This is a genomic window from Streptomyces sp. NBC_01549 (genome assembly GCF_026339955.1).
Classification (GTDB): Bacteria; Actinomycetota; Actinomycetes; order Streptomycetales; family Streptomycetaceae; genus Streptomyces.
In genome coordinates this window covers 6,336,414-6,353,701 of the sequence record NZ_JAPEPW010000001.1, presented here as the reverse complement: position 1 = coordinate 6,353,701, position 17,288 = coordinate 6,336,414, and the positions used below count along the sequence as shown (strand labels likewise).

The window sequence follows — 17,288 nt, the reverse complement described above, 5'->3', positions numbered from 1 at the left end:
GCCTACCAGCGAGGACAACGCACGAGCTTTCGAGTGGCCACCTTCCCGAATGTGCTCTTTTGTAGTGATTACGGATGAGTTGCTAGCGAGTGGAGGGCCCGTGCAGACCGATATCGATCCGCGCAACCTGATCGGCCGCAAGGCGCTCGACCGTAACGGCGCCAAGATCGGCACGGTCGACGAGGTCTATCTCGACGACGCGACCGGCGTCCCGGAGTGGGCCGCCATACGGACGGGTCTGTTCAGCAGGGACGCCTTCGTGCCGCTGGAGCCCAGCGAACTCGTCGAGGGCACGCTGCGTGTCCCCTTCGAGCGCGCCCTGATCAGGGACGCCCCCGACTTCGGCGTGGGCCGCCACCTCTCCCCCGAACAGGAACTCCAGCTCTACCACCACTACGGCCTGGACGTGACACCCCCGCCCCCACCCCCGGACCGAGACTTCGGCCGCCTGGCAGGCACGGACGAGGGTTGACCTCTCAGATGGGGCCCAGCTGACGCGCCCCGTCAGGGCGCGGGGCTCTGACATCATGCGGCTCCGCCGCGTGGGCGCGGCCAGCCACATTCCGCCCGCGGCGCCGATCCGACTTCACCCCCACGGCGATCGCAAACGGTCCCCCGCACCAACGGCAACGGATCCGCCAACTCCAAGGCAACATCATCCGTACGAAACGTCCGCACACGCCCCGGCTCGGAGTAAGGCGTCTCGAACCGCACAGTCACCCGCCCCAGCCCACTCCCCTGCACCCACCCGTGCCCGTACTCGGCATGCCGCACGTCATGCCCCGCTGGCCACCGCCGCTCAGCAGGCGGCACCTGTTCAGGGACCGTGTCCTGCGCCCCTTCCTCGTCCGGATGCTCCGGCACCGCCGACTCCCCCGCGGCGGCCTCCGCCTCGGCCTGGGCCTGGGCCTGGGCGAACAGGTCCTCCTGCGTGTAGTCGGCGAGCCCCGAGACGCCGACCCCCAGCAGCCGTACGCCCCCGGTGGTGTCCACGGCCTCCAGAAGTCGCGCTGCGGCCTCACGTACGACGCCTGGGTCGTCCGTCGGCCCCCGCAGCGTCTCGGACCGGGTCAGCGTCGAGAAGTCGTACCTCCGCACCTTCAGCACGATGGTCCGCCCGGACAGCCCCGCGTCGCGCAGCCGCCGCACACAACGGTCGGCGAGCCGCTGAACCTCCAGGCCGACCCGCATCCGGTCGTGGATGTCCACGTCGTACGTGTCCTCCACCGACACGGACTTCGTCTCCCGCTCGGCCACCACGGGCCGCTCGTCATGCGCCAGCGCCATCGCGTACAGCGCGTGCCCGTGGGCCTTCCCCAGCAGCCGTACGAGCTCGTCCTCGCCCGCCTCGGCGATCTCGTCGACCGTGGTGATCCCGGCCCGGCGCAGATGGTCCCCGGTCGCGGGCCCGACACCCGGCAGTGTCCGCACCGACATGGGCCCGAGCAGCGCGCGCTCGGTCCCCGGCTCTATGACCACGAGACCGTCGGGCTTGGCCTGCTCCGAGGCGATCTTGGCGAGCATCTTGGACCCGGCGAGCCCCACCGATCCCGTCAGCCCCGTGACGGTCCGGATGTCCACGCGCAGCTTCGCCCCGGCCAGCCGCGCGGAAGCCTCGTCCCAGGCCGCTTCCCCGGCCTCCAGATCGACGAACGCCTCGTCCAGGCTCAGCGGCTCCACCAGCGGCGACAACGCCCTCAGCAGCCCCATCACCTGCTCACTGATCTCCCGGTAGAGCGCGAAGCGGGGCACGAGGTACGCGGCGTTCGGCGCCAGCCGCCGTGCCTGGGCCATGGGCATCGCCGAGTGCACCCCGAAAACCCGTGCCTCGTACGAGGCGGTGGCGACGACTCCGCGCGGTCCCAGCCCGCCCACGACGACGGCCTTCCCGCGCAGGCTCGGCTTGGCTGCCTGCTCCGCCGAGGCGAAGAAGGCATCCATGTCGAGATGCAGGATCGTGGGCGCGGTTCTCACATCTCCGATGCTGCCCTACGCCACTGACAACGCCCCTGTGGGCGTCAGACGGCCCGATTGCGCCGGCGCGCCAGCTCGTCCGTCGGGTTGTGCCTGACGAGCGACTCGCCCGTGTCCACACGCTCCCCGTGCAACTGCGAGAGCGCGCTCTCGACGTCCCGCCACACCACACCCACGGCGATCCCGAAGACGCCCTGACCGCCCTGCAACAGGGCGTGCACCTCGTCGGGCGAGGAACATTCGTAGACGGTCGCACCGTCGCTCATCAACGTCATCCGCTCCAGGTCCCGGAAGCCGCGCTCCCTGAGGTGCTGGACCGTGGTGCGGATGTTCTGCAACGACACTCCCGTGTCGAGGAACCGCTTCACGATCTTCAGGACCACGACGTCCCGGAAGCTGTAGAGCCGCTGGGTCCCCGACCCGTAGGCGGGCCGCACACTCGGTTCGACCAGACCGGTCCTGGCCCAGTAATCCAACTGCCGGTAGGTGATGCCCGCGGCGGCACACGCCGTGGGACCGCGGTAGCCGATCTCCTCGGCAGCCGCCCCTCCCTCACCGGACTCACCAGAAACCGCTGTCGGCCGCTGCGGAACGTGACCGGCCGCGCTGCCGTGAAGCGGGTACGGGCCGCTCTCCCCCAGACTGCGTCCGGGGGCACCCCCAGCCGTACCGTCGCCGCTGCTTCTCACGCCGACCTCCGTCCTTGACCTGCCTTCTCGACGGTAGGCAGTCACCGGGGGTGCGTCAACGATCGCCACACTCGGCACGCCGAGTGATAATCACCCTAGGAGTGGTTTCCCGTGTCCCACCGCGGGGAAAGGCTAGCCGAATGCTCTCGGAGCGGGCCGCAGCGCGCCCCACGGGCCACGGGCAATTGCCACCCCGGAATCCTGCGATCCATCGGCTTGTCACGGGCTGGACATCCCGCCCGCTCCACGAGCCCGGGTGCCCGATCGCCCACCCGAGGGCGACCGGCCCGTCACCGGTCGACCGGTCCCCTCACTGGCTGTTGGTCCCGAAGTCCTCGGGCGAGATCTGGTCGAGGAACTCGCGGAACTTCTCCACCTCGTCCTCCTGCTCGTCCGGGATCGCGATGCCGGCGTCGTCGAGCACGCCGTCGCTGCCATAGATCGGCGTCCCGGTGCGCAGCGCCAGCGCTATGGCGTCGGACGGGCGGGCGCTGACCTCGACCCCGCTCGCGAACACCAGCTCCGCGTAGAAGACCCCCTCGCGCAGATCAGTGATGCGCACCTCGGTGAGCTCCTGGCCGACGGCTTCCAGCACGTCCTTGAACAGGTCGTGGGTCAGCGGTCGCGCGGGGGCCATGCCCTGCTGGGCGAAGGCGATCGCCGTCGCCTCCCCCGGTCCGATCCAGATGGGGAGGTAGCGGTCGCCTCCCACTTCACGCAGGAGCACGATCGGTTGGTTGGAGGGCATTTCGACCCGGACACCTACGACATCGAGCTCGTTCACACAGTAACCCTAGGCCGTGCCCGGGACGTTTGGGTAGTCGGGCACAGAACGGGTGGCCGATCCGGACGGCCGCCGGGCACTTCGGGTCAGGGCAGCCGTACGCCCAGCGCGGTCTGCACCAGCGCGGCGTGCAGCTTCACCGTGAGCCCCGCCAGCTCCTTCGTACGGGCCTCGGCATGCGCCCTGGTCTGCGGATTGCGGTGGCGCCGCAACGGCGCCACCACCTGGTCCACGAGCCCCGCGTCACGGTCGGCCGCAGCCTTCATGGCACGCAGATGGCGCGGCTCGATCCCGGACCGCCCCAGCTCGACGACGAGCACCGCGACCGTCACCGCCTCGGCGTCATATGCCCCGTCCGGAAGCGGGGCGAGGAGTCCGTACGACTCCCACTCCTGAAGCTCCTTCTCGCCGATCTCGGCGGCGGCCAGCAGCTCCGCACGACCCACACGGGCCGCCGTGGGCGCCTCGGGCTCCCCGAAGAGGTCGCCGAGCGCACTGAACGTCTCCCCGTCACCGGAGTCACGCTGCCGCCCCACGGACGGCAACCGCACCGGCTCCCCGCGCTCCAGAGCGTCCAGATGCTCGCGGATCACCTTCAACGGCAGATAGTGGTCCCGCTGCATCCGCAGTACGTGCCCGAGGCGCTCGACATCGGCCTGGCTGAACTTGCGATACCCCGAGGGGGTCCGCTGCGGCTCGATGAGCCCCTCCGACTCCAGGAACCGGATCTTGGAGATCGTGACTTCGGGAAACTCGTCGCGCAGCGTGTTCAGCACCGAGCCGATGCTCATCAGCCCACTGTCCGCTGCGGCGGTACCGCTCCCGGCACCGCCGCTCGGTGTTCGAAGCATGGACCTTCCTGAGGGTCCCCCCGGACGGAGTCCGGGGGAGGGTCAGATGCCTCGCTGGCTCGCGTAGAAGACCAGCCGGTACTTCCCGATCTGCACCTCGTCGCCGTTCGACAGCGGGACCGAGTCGATTCGCTCCCGGTTGACGTACGTGCCGTTCAGGCTGCCCACATCGGCGACCGTGAACGAGCCGTCCGCGGCGCGACGGAACTCCACGTGGCGACGCGACACGGTCACGTCGTCCAGGAAGATGTCGCTCTGCGGATGACGCCCGGCCGTGGTCAGCTCACCGTCCAGCAGGAAGCGGCTGCCCGAGTTCGGACCGCGGCGCACCACCAGGAGCGCCGAGCCGAGCGGCAGCGCGTCGACGGCCGCCTGCGCCTCCGGAGAGAGCGTCGGCATCTGCGTCTGGCCGGTGACCTCGGCGTCGTAGGCCTCGATGCCCGAAATGGAGATCGTGGACGTGGTCTCGGACGCACGCTCCGGGACCGCTCCGGGCCGCAGCGGCGCACCGCAGTTGGAGCAGAAGCGGCTGTTCTCCGCGTTGCGGTTACCGCACCTCGTACACACCAGGGCCGACATGGACGGATCCTCCTGCCGCGGCTGCCCTCCAGGGGCATGGGACGCGTGCGGGCCGGAGGCGAACCCTCCACCCGCACTTGAGGCTGACGGTTCCCCGAAACCTATGCGTCCGGACTGGGCAGGGTCAACAGACGGCGCGCCCTGACCACCGGGAATGTCACCGACCTGGTCCCGGAACAGCGGGCGGTCGCCGCCCTGGCCCTCCGCGTCTCCATGGCGTGGTGCACGATGCCGGGCAGTCGCGTTGTCGCTGCCCTCTCCTCGTGCGCTCTTGCCGAACAACTTCGCAAACAACTTCACGGGCGATTCCCCTTGACCGAAACAGACCCGCCCGTGGGGCAGGACGAACACTGATTGAACACACCGGTCGACCCGGACATCCTCACAACGTCCGTATCCACCAGACAGTTTCCACCACGCACCACCCATTCGGTGCGCCGACCCCCCGCAACCTCATGCCCTCGCCGGACGACGCCCATGCACCCCCGGTTCACTGGGAGGACGACCGAGCGTAGTCAGGCTGCTTCGCAGCCCGCAAGGCATCCACAATGATCTTCGTCGCACGCTCCACCGTTACGGTGGCCTGCTCCTTCTCAAGAGTCTGCACCACGCCTCCGGGGATGTTGAGCGCCGGCTCGAGGTCCTGCGGCTTACCAATGACCTTGAAACGATAGGGCTGGGTGATCTTGTTCCCGTCGACGCTCACACCCTTGCCGGAGTCGGCGAGATAGGTACTGGCGACGACCCGAACACCGTTCACCTGGATCGCCTCCGCGCCAGCAGCGCGCAGTTCCTGGATCGCGTCAAGCAGCATGTCCGCCTTGACCGTCCCCTTCGTGTCGTTGATCGTCAGCGTGATGCCGGGTCCCTGCGCCGCCACCGTGCCCGCCAGAATGCCGAGTTGCTTCTCCTTCTCGGCGGTCTGCTTGCGGGCCTCCGCTGCCTGGTTCGAGCTGCTCTCCAGCTCGGTGCGCTGATCTTCGAGACCCTGCTTCTCGTCTTCTAGACGCTGCGTACGGCTGTCGAGTTCATCGAGGATCCGTACAAGATCTTCTTGACGCGCGCCGCGCAGGGCGCTCCCGCTGTCGCTGTTGGAGGCCACCTGAACCGCCAGACCGAAGCCGAGGCCGAACAGAAGCAGCGCGACGATGAGTTGCGCGCGCGTCACCCGCGGCGGCCACAACCCCTTCACGAGCCGCTGCCGGCCGGTCAGCGACGGCTCAGCCTGCTCTTCACCGTGCTCAGGCCCCGAACTCTCGGGAGCCGCGGCCGGGACCTCTTCGGGAAGTTCCTTGCGCAGCCTGTTCTCGGGTGTCTCGCCCTCGTTGCTCATCTGCCTCACGCCCGGAACACGTGCCGACGGATCGCCGCGGCGTTGGAAAAGATTCGGATACCGAGGACGACCACGACGCCGGTGGACAACTGCGCGCCCACGCCCAACTTGTCGCCCAGGAAGACGATCAGCGCGGCGACGACCACGTTCGACAGGAAGGAGACCACGAAGACCTTGTCGTCGAAGATGCCGTCGAGCATCGCCCGCAGACCTCCGAACACGGCGTCGAGCGCCGCCACGACGGCGATCGGAAGGTAAGGCTCGACGACCGCCGGAACCTCGGGCCGGACCAACAATCCAGCCACGACTCCCACGACGAGGCCCAGTACGGCGATCACGATGTGCCCTTCTCTGTGCTCGGCTGTGCTGTACGTACGATCACACTCGGTGCGGCGGACAACTGGACGTCCGTTTCGACGGAAATGGCGGTCCGGATGCCGTAGTTCTCCTGCAGGGCGTGCAGATACAGGCCGTCGGCACTGTTCTGGAACCTGGTACTGAGCCGTTCGCCGTCCCCCACCGCCAGCACCGTGTAGGGCGGCACCAGCGGCTTGTTGTCGACCAGTATCGCGTCACCGGCGGCCCTGATCGCCGACAGTGCCGTCAGCCGCTGTCCGTTGATCGAGACGGCCTCCGCGCCGGACTCCCAGAGCCCGTTGACGACCCGCTGCATGTCACGGTCGCGGACGCGCCCGATGTCGGAGAACCCACTGGTCTCACGGGGATTGCCGTCGCCGCCCTCGGTGGCTTCCTTGGCGTCGTTCACGACGAGTTTCACACCGGACCCGTGGACGGCGACGGCACCGGACAGGATGCCCACCAGATCGGCCTGACCGCTGCCCCCCTGCTTCTTCAACGCCTCGTTCTGCCGGGCGCTCACGTCGTCGCGCAGGGTGTCGACACCGCTCTCGAGCTTGTCCGCGGCCGCGGTCTCGCGCTCGACGCGGTCAATGAGCTCCTGGCGCTCCTTGGCGACGACGGGGGCCGCTATCCGCGCGTTCGCCGCGCCCACGGTGACCACCAGGGCCGCGAGGACGAGACCGGCCGCCAGACCCAGCTTCGCCCGTACCGTTTTCGGTATGCCGCCAGCGCCCTCGGCCTCCCTACGGGCGGCAGCCTCGGCGTATCCGTCGTCGAGGCTGTGATCCATGACGTTGGTGAGCAGCGACATGGAGGCGTCCGGGCGCGGGGGGCGCGGAGGTGTGCTCCGAATGGGGGGCTGCTGCGGCATGCCGCACATCGTCGCACGTCGCGGGCGCTACCTCCGAATGGCCCCACCGGCGTGCCGGACAGGCCCCTTTGGGGGCACTTGTCCGGCACGCACGCGTGCTGTCCGTTTCAGCGACCGGCGCTGTCCACGACGGCCGCCCACTCGTCGAGCAGGGCCTCCGCGGACGCGTCGTCCGGACCCTCCGCCCACAGATGTGTGACCGCCTCGGCGGGGTCGGGCAGCACCATCACCCAGCGCCCGTCGGTCTCCACGACCCGTACACCGTCGGTCGTGTCCACGAACCGGTCCCCGGCCGCCTCCACGACCCGGCGCATCACCAGGCCCTTGACGGCCCAGGGAGTGGCCAGATCACGCTTGAGGACATGCGCCCGCGGAATCCGCGCGTCGATCTGGCTGAGCGTGAGCTGCGTACGCGCCACCAGCCCGATCAGTCGTACGAAAGCCGCCGCGCCGTCGAAGACGCTGCTGAACTCCGGAATGATGAATCCGCCACGCCCGTCACCGCCGAAGATCGTCGACTCCTCGCGTCCGACCCTCGTCAGATCGTCTGGAGACGTGGTCGTCCACTCCACCTGTGTCCCGTGGTACGCCGCCACCTGCTCGGCGATCCGCGTGGTGGTCACCGGCAGCGCCACCCGCCCACTGCGCCGCTCCGCGGCCACCAGGTCGAGCATGACGAGCAGGGCCCGGTCGTCCTCGACGATCCGCCCCTTCTCGTCGACGAGCGAGAGCCGCTCACCCACCGGGTCGAAGCGCACCCCGAACGCGGCGCGCGCGGACGCCACGATCTCGCCCAGCCGGACCAGACCGGCCCGCCGCGTGTCCGCCGTCTCCGTTGGCCTGGACTCGTCGAGACCGGGATTGATGGTCAGGGAGTCCACACCGAGCTTGCCCAACAGGCTGGGCAGCACAAGCCCCGCACTGCCGTTCGAAGCGTCTACGACCACCTTCAGACCGGATTCGGTGATGCCGGTGGTGTCCACGTTCCTGAGCAGTGATCCGGTGTACGAGTCGAAGACGCTGGCCGGGAAGTACAGATCCCCGATCTCACCCGGGAACGCGCGCCGGTACTCCTGCCGCGCGAACACTCGGTCCAGCTTCCGCTGACCTCCTTGCGACAGATCGGCACCCTGCCCGTCGAAGAACATGATGTCGACGGAGTCCGGCACCCCGGGCGTCGTACGGATCATGATCCCGCCCGCACTGCCTCTGGCGGTCTGCTGTCGAGCCACCGGCAGCGGTACGTTCTCCAGGTCGCGTACGTCGATGGCGCTGGCCTGCAGCGCCGAGATGACCGCCCGCTTCAGCGCGCGGGCGCCTCGGGAGTGGTCGCGGGCCGTCGTGACGGTGGAGCCCTTCTTCAGCGTCGTCGCGTACGCCCCCGCGAGGCGCACGGCGAGTTCCGGAGTGATCTCCACGTTCAGGATTCCGGTGACACCACGGGCGCCGAAGAGATGCGCCTGCCCGCGCGACTCCCAGATCACCGAGGTGTTGACGAAGGCGCCGGCCTCGATGGTCTTGAACGGATAGACGCGTACGTTTCCCTGAATGATCGATTCTTCACCGACGAGGCATTCGTCGCCGATGACGGCGCCGTCCTCGATCCGCGCGGCCCGCATGATGTCGGTGTTCTTCCCGATCACGCAGCCGCGCAAATTGCTGTGCGGGCCGATGTACACGTTGTCGTGGACCACGGCTCTGTGCAGGAAGGCCCCGCTCTTGACGACGACGTTGGAGCCGACGATGGTGTGCTCGCGGATTTCGGCGCCCGCCTCGACCTTGGCGTAGTCACCGATGTAGAGCGGACCTCGCAGTATCGCGTCGGGGTGCACCTCTGCGCCTTCGGCGACCCACACGCCAGGGGAGATCTCGAAACCGTCGATCTCGACGTCGACCTTGCCCTCCAGGACGTCGGCCTGCGCTTTCACATAGCTCTCGTGGGTGCCGACGTCCTCCCAGTAACCCTCGGCGATATAACCGAAGACCGGCTTGCCCTCCTTCATCAGTTGAGGGAAGACATCGCCGGACCAGTCGACGGAGACGTCGGCCTCGACGTAGTCGAAGACTTCGGGCTCCATCACGTAGATACCCGTGTTGACGGTGTCGGAGAAGACCTGACCCCAGGTCGGTTTCTCCAGGAAACGCTCGACCTTTCCCTCTTCGTCCACGATGGTGATGCCGAATTCAAGGGGGTTCGGTACACGCGTCAAGCAGACAGTGACCAGCGCACCCTTTTCCTTGTGGAAATTGATGAGGTCGGTGAGATCGAAGTCGGTCAGGGCGTCACCGGAGATCACTAGGAAAGTGTCGTCCTTCAGCGCCTCTTCGGCGTTCTTGACGCTCCCGGCAGTACCGAGTGGCTTCTCCTCATTGGCATAAGTGAGCTCCATACCGAGCTCCTCGCCGTCACCGAAGTAGTTCTTGACCAACGAGGCCAAGAACTGGACAGTAACCACGGTCTCGTTGAGCCCATGCCTTTTGAGCAGCCGCAGCACGTGCTCCATGATCGGGCGGTTCACCACCGGCAGGAGCGGCTTGGGCATGCTTGAGGTCATGGGGCGAAGGCGTGTGCCTTCGCCTCCGGCCATCACGACGGCCTTCATGTCGGAAGCGTCCTCCTTGAAGAGACGACGGTCTAGCCGACTTCACCCGTCCTGATTGTCCCGCAGTTTTCGAGTGCGGGCCATCCGGGCGCTTCAGCTGCCCCATCGGGCCGAGCTCAATCGGCCATGGTGTCCGCCGTGAGAAGCCGGCGGACCTGGACCACGTAGAGGACTCCTGCCCACCAATAGAGGGTTGTACCCCACCCGGCGAACGCCCATCCGAAAATCGCGGCGAGTGAGGCGAGCCATCCACTTCCGTCACTGAGCAGCAACAGAGGGAAGGCGTACATCAGGTTGAAGGTGGCAGCCTTCCCGAGGAAGTTCACCTGCAGCGGCGGATAGCCGTGACGCCGCAGGACAGCCACCACCACCAGCAGAACCAACTCGCGCGCCAGAAGTACAGCCGTCAACCACAGCGGTAGAATCTCGCGCCAGGTGAGCCCCACAAGAGTGGACAGAATGTAGAGCCGGTCCGCCGCGGGATCGAGCAGCCGGCCGAGGCTGCTGATTTGATTCCAGCGTCGCGCGAGCTTCCCGTCCAGATAGTCACTGATGCCGCTCAGCATGAGCACCAGCAGGGCCCAGCCGTCACTCTTGGGACCACCGAACTCGGGCCGGAGGATCAGCCACAGGAAGACGGGTACGCCGACGAGGCGCGCCATGCTGAGGATGTTCGGGATGGTGAGGACCCGGTCCGTCTGGACGCGGGTCTCCTGGACCTCCACCCGGGGGCCTCCTGTGGGAAACGAGCCAATGATGCCCCCTGACCTTACCCGCAGCGCTCACGTGGGAGCGCGGAGGGGTGCAGGAGCCACCGCGAAAACAGGCCTGGGCTCGAACGCAGAAAACCCCCGTACCGATTTCCCGGTACGGGGGTTCCCCCTAAAATTTGTTCGGCGGCGTCCTACTCTCCCACAGGGTCCCCCCTGCAGTACCATCGGCGCTGTGAGGCTTAGCTTCCGGGTTCGGAATGTAACCGGGCGTTTCCCTCACGCTATGACCACCGAAACACTATGAAACTGTAACTACCGCACCATTGCCGTGGCCCGACAACGGGGTTGTTCGTGGTTTCAGAACCAACACAGTGGACGCGAGCAACTGAGGACAAGCCCTCGGCCTATTAGTACCGGTCACCTCCAGCGGTTACCCGCCTTCCAGATCCGGCCTATCAACCCAGTCGTCTACTGGGAGCCTTAACCCCTCAAGGGGGTGGGAGTCCTCATCTCGAAGCAGGCTTCCCGCTTAGATGCTTTCAGCGGTTATCCCTCCCGAACGTAGCCAACCAGCCATGCCCTTGGCAGGACAACTGGCACACCAGAGGTTCGTCCGTCCCGGTCCTCTCGTACTAGGGACAGCCCTTCTCAAGACTCCTACGCGCACAGCGGATAGGGACCGAACTGTCTCACGACGTTCTAAACCCAGCTCGCGTACCGCTTTAATGGGCGAACAGCCCAACCCTTGGGACCGACTCCAGCCCCAGGATGCGACGAGCCGACATCGAGGTGCCAAACCATCCCGTCGATATGGACTCTTGGGGAAGATCAGCCTGTTATCCCCGGGGTACCTTTTATCCGTTGAGCGACGGCGCTTCCACAAGCCACCGCCGGATCACTAGTCCCGACTTTCGTCCCTGCTCGACCCGTCGGTCTCACAGTCAAGCTCCCTTGTGCACTTACACTCAACACCTGATTACCAACCAGGCTGAGGGAACCTTTGGGCGCCTCCGTTACTCTTTAGGAGGCAACCGCCCCAGTTAAACTACCCATCAGACACTGTCCCTGATCCGGATCACGGACCCAGGTTAGACATCCAGCACGACCAGAGTGGTATTTCAACGACGACTCCACACGGGCTGGCGCCCGCACTTCACAGTCTCCCACCTATCCTACACAAGCCGAACCGAACACCAATATCAAACTGTAGTAAAGGTCCCGGGGTCTTTCCGTCCTGCTGCGCGAAACGAGCATCTTTACTCGTAGTGCAATTTCACCGGGCCTATGGTTGAGACAGTCGAGAAGTCGTTACGCCATTCGTGCAGGTCGGAACTTACCCGACAAGGAATTTCGCTACCTTAGGATGGTTATAGTTACCACCGCCGTTTACTGGCGCTTAAGTTCTCAGCTTCGCCACCCCGAAGAGTGACTAACCGGTCCCCTTAACGTTCCAGCACCGGGCAGGCGTCAGTCCGTATACATCGCCTTACGGCTTCGCACGGACCTGTGTTTTTAGTAAACAGTCGCTTCTCGCTGGTCTCTGCGGCCACCCCCAGCTCAGAGTGCAAGACTCATCACCGGTGATGGCCCCCCTTCTCCCGAAGTTACGGGGGCATTTTGCCGAGTTCCTTAACCATAGTTCACCCGAACGCCTCGGTATTCTCTACCTGACCACCTGAGTCGGTTTAGGGTACGGGCCGCCATGAAACTCGCTAGAGGCTTTTCTCGACAGCATAGGATCATCCACTTCACCACAATCGGCTCGGCATCAGGTCTCAGACTATGTGCCAGGCGGATTTACCTACCTGACGTCCTACACCCTTACCCCGGGACAACCACCGCCCGGGATGGACTACCTTCCTGCGTCACCCCATCACTCACCTACTACAGGTCTGGTCCGTCGGCTCCACCACTCCCCTTTGCCCGAAGGCTCCGGGGCGGCTTCACGGACTTAGCATCGCCTGGTTCGATGTTTGACGCTTCACAGCGGGTACCGGAATATCAACCGGTTATCCATCGACTACGCCTGTCGGCCTCGCCTTAGGTCCCGACTTACCCTGGGCAGATCAGCTTGACCCAGGAACCCTTAGTCAATCGGCGCACACGTTTCTCACGTGTGTATCGCTACTCATGCCTGCATTCTCACTCGTGAACCGTCCACCACTGCCTTCCGGCGCGGCTTCACCCGGCACACGACGCTCCCCTACCCATCACAGCCGCCGTTGGGCGTATTGCTGCAATGACACGACTTCGGCGGTACGCTTGAGCCCCGCTACATTGTCGGCGCGGAATCACTAGACCAGTGAGCTATTACGCACTCTTTCAAGGGTGGCTGCTTCTAAGCCAACCTCCTGGTTGTCTCTGCGACTCCACATCCTTTCCCACTTAGCGTACGCTTAGGGGCCTTAGTCGATGCTCTGGGCTGTTTCCCTCTCGACCATGGAGCTTATCCCCCACAGTCTCACTGCCGCGCTCTCACTTACCGGCATTCGGAGTTTGGCTAAGGTCAGTAACCCGGTAGGGCCCATCGCCTATCCAGTGCTCTACCTCCGGCAAGAAACACACGACGCTGCACCTAAATGCATTTCGGGGAGAACCAGCTATCACGGAGTTTGATTGGCCTTTCACCCCTAACCACAGGTCATCCCCCAGGTTTTCAACCCTGGTGGGTTCGGTCCTCCACGACCTCTTACAGCCGCTTCAACCTGCCCATGGCTAGATCACTCCGCTTCGGGTCTTGAGCGCGCTACTAAATCGCCCTATTCGGACTCGCTTTCGCTACGGCTTCCCCACACGGGTTAACCTCGCAACACACCGCAAACTCGCAGGCTCATTCTTCAAAAGGCACGCAGTCACGACGCACTGAGTAAACTCAATGCGCGACGCTCCCACGGCTTGTAGGCACACGGTTTCAGGTACTATTTCACTCCGCTCCCGCGGTACTTTTCACCATTCCCTCACGGTACTATCCGCTATCGGTCACCAGGGAATATTTAGGCTTAGCGGGTGGTCCCGCCAGATTCACACGGGATTTCTCGGGCCCCGTGCTACTTGGGTGTTTCTCAAACGAGCCGTTGACGTTTCGACTACGGGGGTCTTACCCTCTACGCCGGACCTTTCGCATGTCCTTCGCCTACATCAACGGTTTCTGACTCGTCTCACGGCCGGCAGACCGTGAAAGAGAAATCCCACAACCCCACATACGCAACCCCTGCCGGGTCTCACACGCATATGGTTTGGCCTCATCCAGTTTCGCTCGCCACTACTCCCGGAATCACGGTTGTTTTCTCTTCCTGCGGGTACTGAGATGTTTCACTTCCCCGCGTTCCCTCCACTTGCCCTATGTGTTCAGGCAAGGGTGACAGCCCATGACGACTGCCGGGTTTCCCCATTCGGAAACCCCCGGATCAAAGCCTGGTTGACGACTCCCCGGGGACTATCGTGGCCTCCCACGTCCTTCATCGGTTCCTGGTGCCAAGGCATCCACCGTGCGCCCTTAAAAACTTGGCCACAGATGCTCGCGTCCACTGTGCAGTTCTCAAACAACGACCAACCACCCATCACCCCCGGTTACCACCGGAGTTCACTGGGGCCGGCACTGAAGGCAGCCAACAATCGGCCGAACCCTCAGACACCCAACAGCGTGCCCGACACCCCCACCACTCACGATCAGCTTTCCACGCCCCGAAGAGCAGTACTCACAGCCTGAGATGACCGAAGATGCCGAATAATCAACGTTCCACCCATGAGCAACCACCGTCGAACATTTGCCGACGTAATGGCCCTGGACCACCGGGCAAGCCCGGCAGCCTAGATGCTCCTTAGAAAGGAGGTGATCCAGCCGCACCTTCCGGTACGGCTACCTTGTTACGACTTCGTCCCAATCGCCAGTCCCACCTTCGACAGCTCCCTCCCACAAGGGGTTGGGCCACCGGCTTCGGGTGTTACCGACTTTCGTGACGTGACGGGCGGTGTGTACAAGGCCCGGGAACGTATTCACCGCAGCAATGCTGATCTGCGATTACTAGCAACTCCGACTTCATGGGGTCGAGTTGCAGACCCCAATCCGAACTGAGACAGGCTTTTTGAGATTCGCTCCGCCTCACGGCTTCGCAGCTCATTGTACCTGCCATTGTAGCACGTGTGCAGCCCAAGACATAAGGGGCATGATGACTTGACGTCGTCCCCACCTTCCTCCGAGTTGACCCCGGCAGTCTCCTGTGAGTCCCCATCACCCCGAAGGGCATGCTGGCAACACAGAACAAGGGTTGCGCTCGTTGCGGGACTTAACCCAACATCTCACGACACGAGCTGACGACAGCCATGCACCACCTGTACACCGACCACAAGGGGGCGACCATCTCTGGCCGTTTCCGGTGTATGTCAAGCCTTGGTAAGGTTCTTCGCGTTGCGTCGAATTAAGCCACATGCTCCGCTGCTTGTGCGGGCCCCCGTCAATTCCTTTGAGTTTTAGCCTTGCGGCCGTACTCCCCAGGCGGGGAACTTAATGCGTTAGCTGCGGCACCGACGACGTGGAATGTCGCCAACACCTAGTTCCCACCGTTTACGGCGTGGACTACCAGGGTATCTAATCCTGTTCGCTCCCCACGCTTTCGCTCCTCAGCGTCAGTAATGGCCCAGAGATCCGCCTTCGCCACCGGTGTTCCTCCTGATATCTGCGCATTTCACCGCTACACCAGGAATTCCGATCTCCCCTACCACACTCTAGCTAGCCCGTATCGAATGCAGACCCGGGGTTAAGCCCCGGGCTTTCACACCCGACGTGACAAGCCGCCTACGAGCTCTTTACGCCCAATAATTCCGGACAACGCTTGCGCCCTACGTATTACCGCGGCTGCTGGCACGTAGTTAGCCGGCGCTTCTTCTGCAGGTACCGTCACTCTCGCTTCTTCCCTGCTGAAAGAGGTTTACAACCCGAAGGCCGTCATCCCTCACGCGGCGTCGCTGCATCAGGCTTTCGCCCATTGTGCAATATTCCCCACTGCTGCCTCCCGTAGGAGTCTGGGCCGTGTCTCAGTCCCAGTGTGGCCGGTCGCCCTCTCAGGCCGGCTACCCGTCGTCGCCTTGGTGAGCCACTACCTCACCAACAAGCTGATAGGCCGCGGGCTCATCCTTCACCGCCGGAGCTTTTAACCCACCCAGATGCCCAGGCAGGTGTTATCCGGTATTAGACCCCGTTTCCAGGGCTTGTCCCAGAGTGAAGGGCAGATTGCCCACGTGTTACTCACCCGTTCGCCACTAATCCACCCCGAAGGGCTTCATCGTTCGACTTGCATGTGTTAAGCACGCCGCCAGCGTTCGTCCTGAGCCAGGATCAAACTCTCCGTGAATGTTTTCCCGTAATCGGGACGACACCACGAGAGCGGAACCAGGAAGAGGAATAATCCTCCCGGTTCACAGCATCCTCGCTGTGCGCCTACCAGGCAGTGCCCGGCAGGACTTTTTCAAAGGAACCTCGCTCCAGCCGATCGGCCGGAGACGGGGTATCAACATATCTGGCGTTGATTTTTGGCACGCTGTTGAGTTCTCAAGGAACGGACGCTTCCTTTGTACTCACCCTCTCGGGCTTTCCTCCGGGCGCTTCCCTTCGGTCTTGCTTTCTTGCTTTGTTCTTGCGTTTCCGACTGTATCAGACCGTTTCGCGATCCGATTTCCTCGGTGCTTTCCAGGTTTCCGCTTCCGCGTTTCCCTTTCCGGCGGTCCAAACAGTATCAGCGTTTTTCCGTCTCTCTGACCAAGGTCCTGCGGACATGCAGAACCAGACCCCGAGATAGGATCTGACAAGTTGGGTGCTGCCAGGCAAGGACGCTTGGTCGCGTCGCTCAGCCTCAAGCAGGAGCACGACTGTACATGGGGGTTTGGAGCGCGCGCAAATCGTTTGCGTGGTGCTCCAGGGCCGCCAACCGGGACCTCTCATGCGGAACCGACAGTTCATATGACATACCCTGCTCAGCAGTGCGCCGTCCGGTACAGGCAGTGACGGCCCATATGAATCTCCACCCCTGGGAGGCTTCCCATGACCACCGTGACGTCCCCTCTTGCAGGACGCACCATCGGACTCGCCGCGGTACCGGATCCCGTCTTCTCCGGAGCGATGGTAGGCCCCGGCACGGCGATCGACCCCGTGCGCGAGCCCGGGGAGGCTGTCGCCCCTGTGGACGGGGTGATCGTCTCGCTTCACCCGCATGCCTTCGTCGTCGTCGACGGACAGGGCCATGGCGTGCTCACGCACCTGGGCATCGACACGGTGCAGCTCAATGGCGAGGGTTTCGAGCTCCTCGTCAACAAGGGTGACACCGTGACGCGCGGTCAGGCCGTCGTGCGTTGGAACCCAGCTGCCGTCGAAGAGGCCGGCAAGTCCCCGATCTGCCCGGTCGTGGCGCTCGAGGCGACGGCCGACTCCCTCTCCGATCTCCGCGAGGACGGCGATGTGAAGGCCGGCGACACCCTTTTCAGCTGGCAGTGACATCAACAGCACTGCCGTCGTAGACGGCAGGTTCTAAAACCACC

The 17,288-nt window shown here is 64.4% G+C and carries 12 protein-coding genes and 3 rRNA genes; 2 read left to right on the top strand and 13 right to left on the bottom strand.

The features are described 5' to 3' along the window. Positions 1-100: 100 nt before the first annotated feature. Positions 101-472 carry a PRC-barrel domain-containing protein gene (locus OG819_RS28370; protein ID WP_266580912.1) on the top strand — a complete coding sequence of 124 codons (372 nt, stop codon included), beginning with the start codon at positions 101-103 and terminating at the stop codon, positions 470-472. 53 nt (positions 473-525) lie between these two features. Here the strand turns inward: OG819_RS28370 and OG819_RS28365 are convergent, their stop codons facing one another. The 13 genes from OG819_RS28365 to OG819_RS28305 form a co-directional block, all read right to left on the bottom strand. Beyond that, a complete protein-coding gene (locus OG819_RS28365) occupies positions 526-1,974 on the bottom strand; it encodes a DNA polymerase IV (protein WP_266651484.1) in 1,449 nt (482 codons plus the stop codon). Between the two features lie 44 nt (positions 1,975-2,018). Further along, on the bottom strand, positions 2,019-2,663 hold the full coding sequence (locus OG819_RS28360; protein ID WP_266622956.1) for a MerR family transcriptional regulator: 645 nt from the start codon (positions 2,661-2,663) through the stop codon (positions 2,019-2,021). Between the two features lie 310 nt (positions 2,664-2,973). Continuing rightward, positions 2,974-3,447 (bottom strand): bifunctional nuclease family protein, encoded by a 474-nt coding sequence (locus tag OG819_RS28355; protein ID WP_006123076.1) that lies wholly within the window; start codon positions 3,445-3,447, stop codon positions 2,974-2,976. A gap of 86 nt (positions 3,448-3,533) precedes the next feature. Further along, positions 3,534-4,298, bottom strand: a complete 765-nt coding sequence (locus OG819_RS28350; protein WP_266622958.1) for a MerR family transcriptional regulator — start codon at positions 4,296-4,298, stop codon at positions 3,534-3,536. Positions 4,299-4,340: 42 nt separating this feature from the next. Then, on the bottom strand, positions 4,341-5,306 hold the full coding sequence (locus OG819_RS28345; protein WP_266580920.1) for an FHA domain-containing protein: 966 nt from the start codon (positions 5,304-5,306) through the stop codon (positions 4,341-4,343). A 61-nt stretch (positions 5,307-5,367) separates the two neighbouring features. Further along, the gene (locus OG819_RS28340; RefSeq protein WP_266622960.1) at positions 5,368-6,210 is read right to left on the bottom strand and encodes a DUF881 domain-containing protein; all 843 of its coding nucleotides are present in this window, start codon (positions 6,208-6,210) and stop codon (positions 5,368-5,370) included. 5 nt (positions 6,211-6,215) lie between these two features. Next, on the bottom strand, positions 6,216-6,548 hold the full coding sequence (locus tag OG819_RS28335; RefSeq protein WP_003988855.1) for a small basic family protein: 333 nt from the start codon (positions 6,546-6,548) through the stop codon (positions 6,216-6,218). Continuing rightward, entirely contained in the window at positions 6,545-7,381 is an 837-nt protein-coding gene (locus OG819_RS28330; RefSeq protein ID WP_266634153.1) for a DUF881 domain-containing protein, read from the bottom strand. The genes OG819_RS28335 and OG819_RS28330 overlap by 4 nt, the downstream gene beginning before the upstream one ends. 167 nt (positions 7,382-7,548) lie before the next feature. After that, entirely contained in the window at positions 7,549-10,044 is a 2,496-nt protein-coding gene (locus OG819_RS28325) for a mannose-1-phosphate guanyltransferase (protein ID WP_266622961.1), read from the bottom strand. A 116-nt stretch (positions 10,045-10,160) separates the two neighbouring features. Further along, complete coding sequence (locus tag OG819_RS28320) at positions 10,161-10,769, bottom strand: CDP-alcohol phosphatidyltransferase family protein (protein WP_266622962.1); 609 nt, start codon at positions 10,767-10,769, stop codon at positions 10,161-10,163. A gap of 166 nt (positions 10,770-10,935) precedes the next feature. Further along, a 5S ribosomal RNA gene (gene rrf / locus OG819_RS28315) occupies positions 10,936-11,052 on the bottom strand. A gap of 92 nt (positions 11,053-11,144) precedes the next feature. Beyond that, positions 11,145-14,267 (bottom strand): 23S ribosomal RNA (locus tag OG819_RS28310). A gap of 315 nt (positions 14,268-14,582) precedes the next feature. Next, positions 14,583-16,108, bottom strand: a 16S ribosomal RNA gene (locus OG819_RS28305). The 16S, 23S and 5S rRNA genes sit together here, the layout of an rRNA operon. A 686-nt stretch (positions 16,109-16,794) precedes the next feature. Between OG819_RS28305 and OG819_RS28300 the strand changes: the two genes are divergently transcribed. Further along, positions 16,795-17,244, top strand: coding sequence for a PTS glucose transporter subunit IIA (locus OG819_RS28300; RefSeq protein WP_266416665.1), 450 nt, complete (start codon positions 16,795-16,797; stop codon positions 17,242-17,244). The last annotated feature ends 44 nt before the right edge of the window (positions 17,245-17,288 follow it).

Excerpts from the sequence above, each read along its gene's own strand:
- OG819_RS28350 (WP_266622958.1), bottom strand. The coding sequence starts at position 4,298 with ATGCTTCGAACACCGAGCGGCGGTGCCGGGAGCGGTACCGCCGCAGCG.
- OG819_RS28345 (WP_266580920.1), bottom strand. The coding sequence starts at position 5,306 with ATGGGTGGTGCGTGGTGGAAACTGTCTGGTGGATACGGACGTTGTGAG.
- OG819_RS28340 (WP_266622960.1), bottom strand. The coding sequence starts at position 6,210 with ATGAGCAACGAGGGCGAGACACCCGAGAACAGGCTGCGCAAGGAACTT.
- OG819_RS28330 (WP_266634153.1), bottom strand. The coding sequence starts at position 7,381 with ATGTCGCTGCTCACCAACGTCATGGATCACAGCCTCGACGACGGATAC.
- OG819_RS28325 (WP_266622961.1), bottom strand. The coding sequence starts at position 10,044 with ATGAAGGCCGTCGTGATGGCCGGAGGCGAAGGCACACGCCTTCGCCCC.
- OG819_RS28300 (WP_266416665.1), top strand. The coding sequence starts at position 16,795 with ATGACCACCGTGACGTCCCCTCTTGCAGGACGCACCATCGGACTCGCC.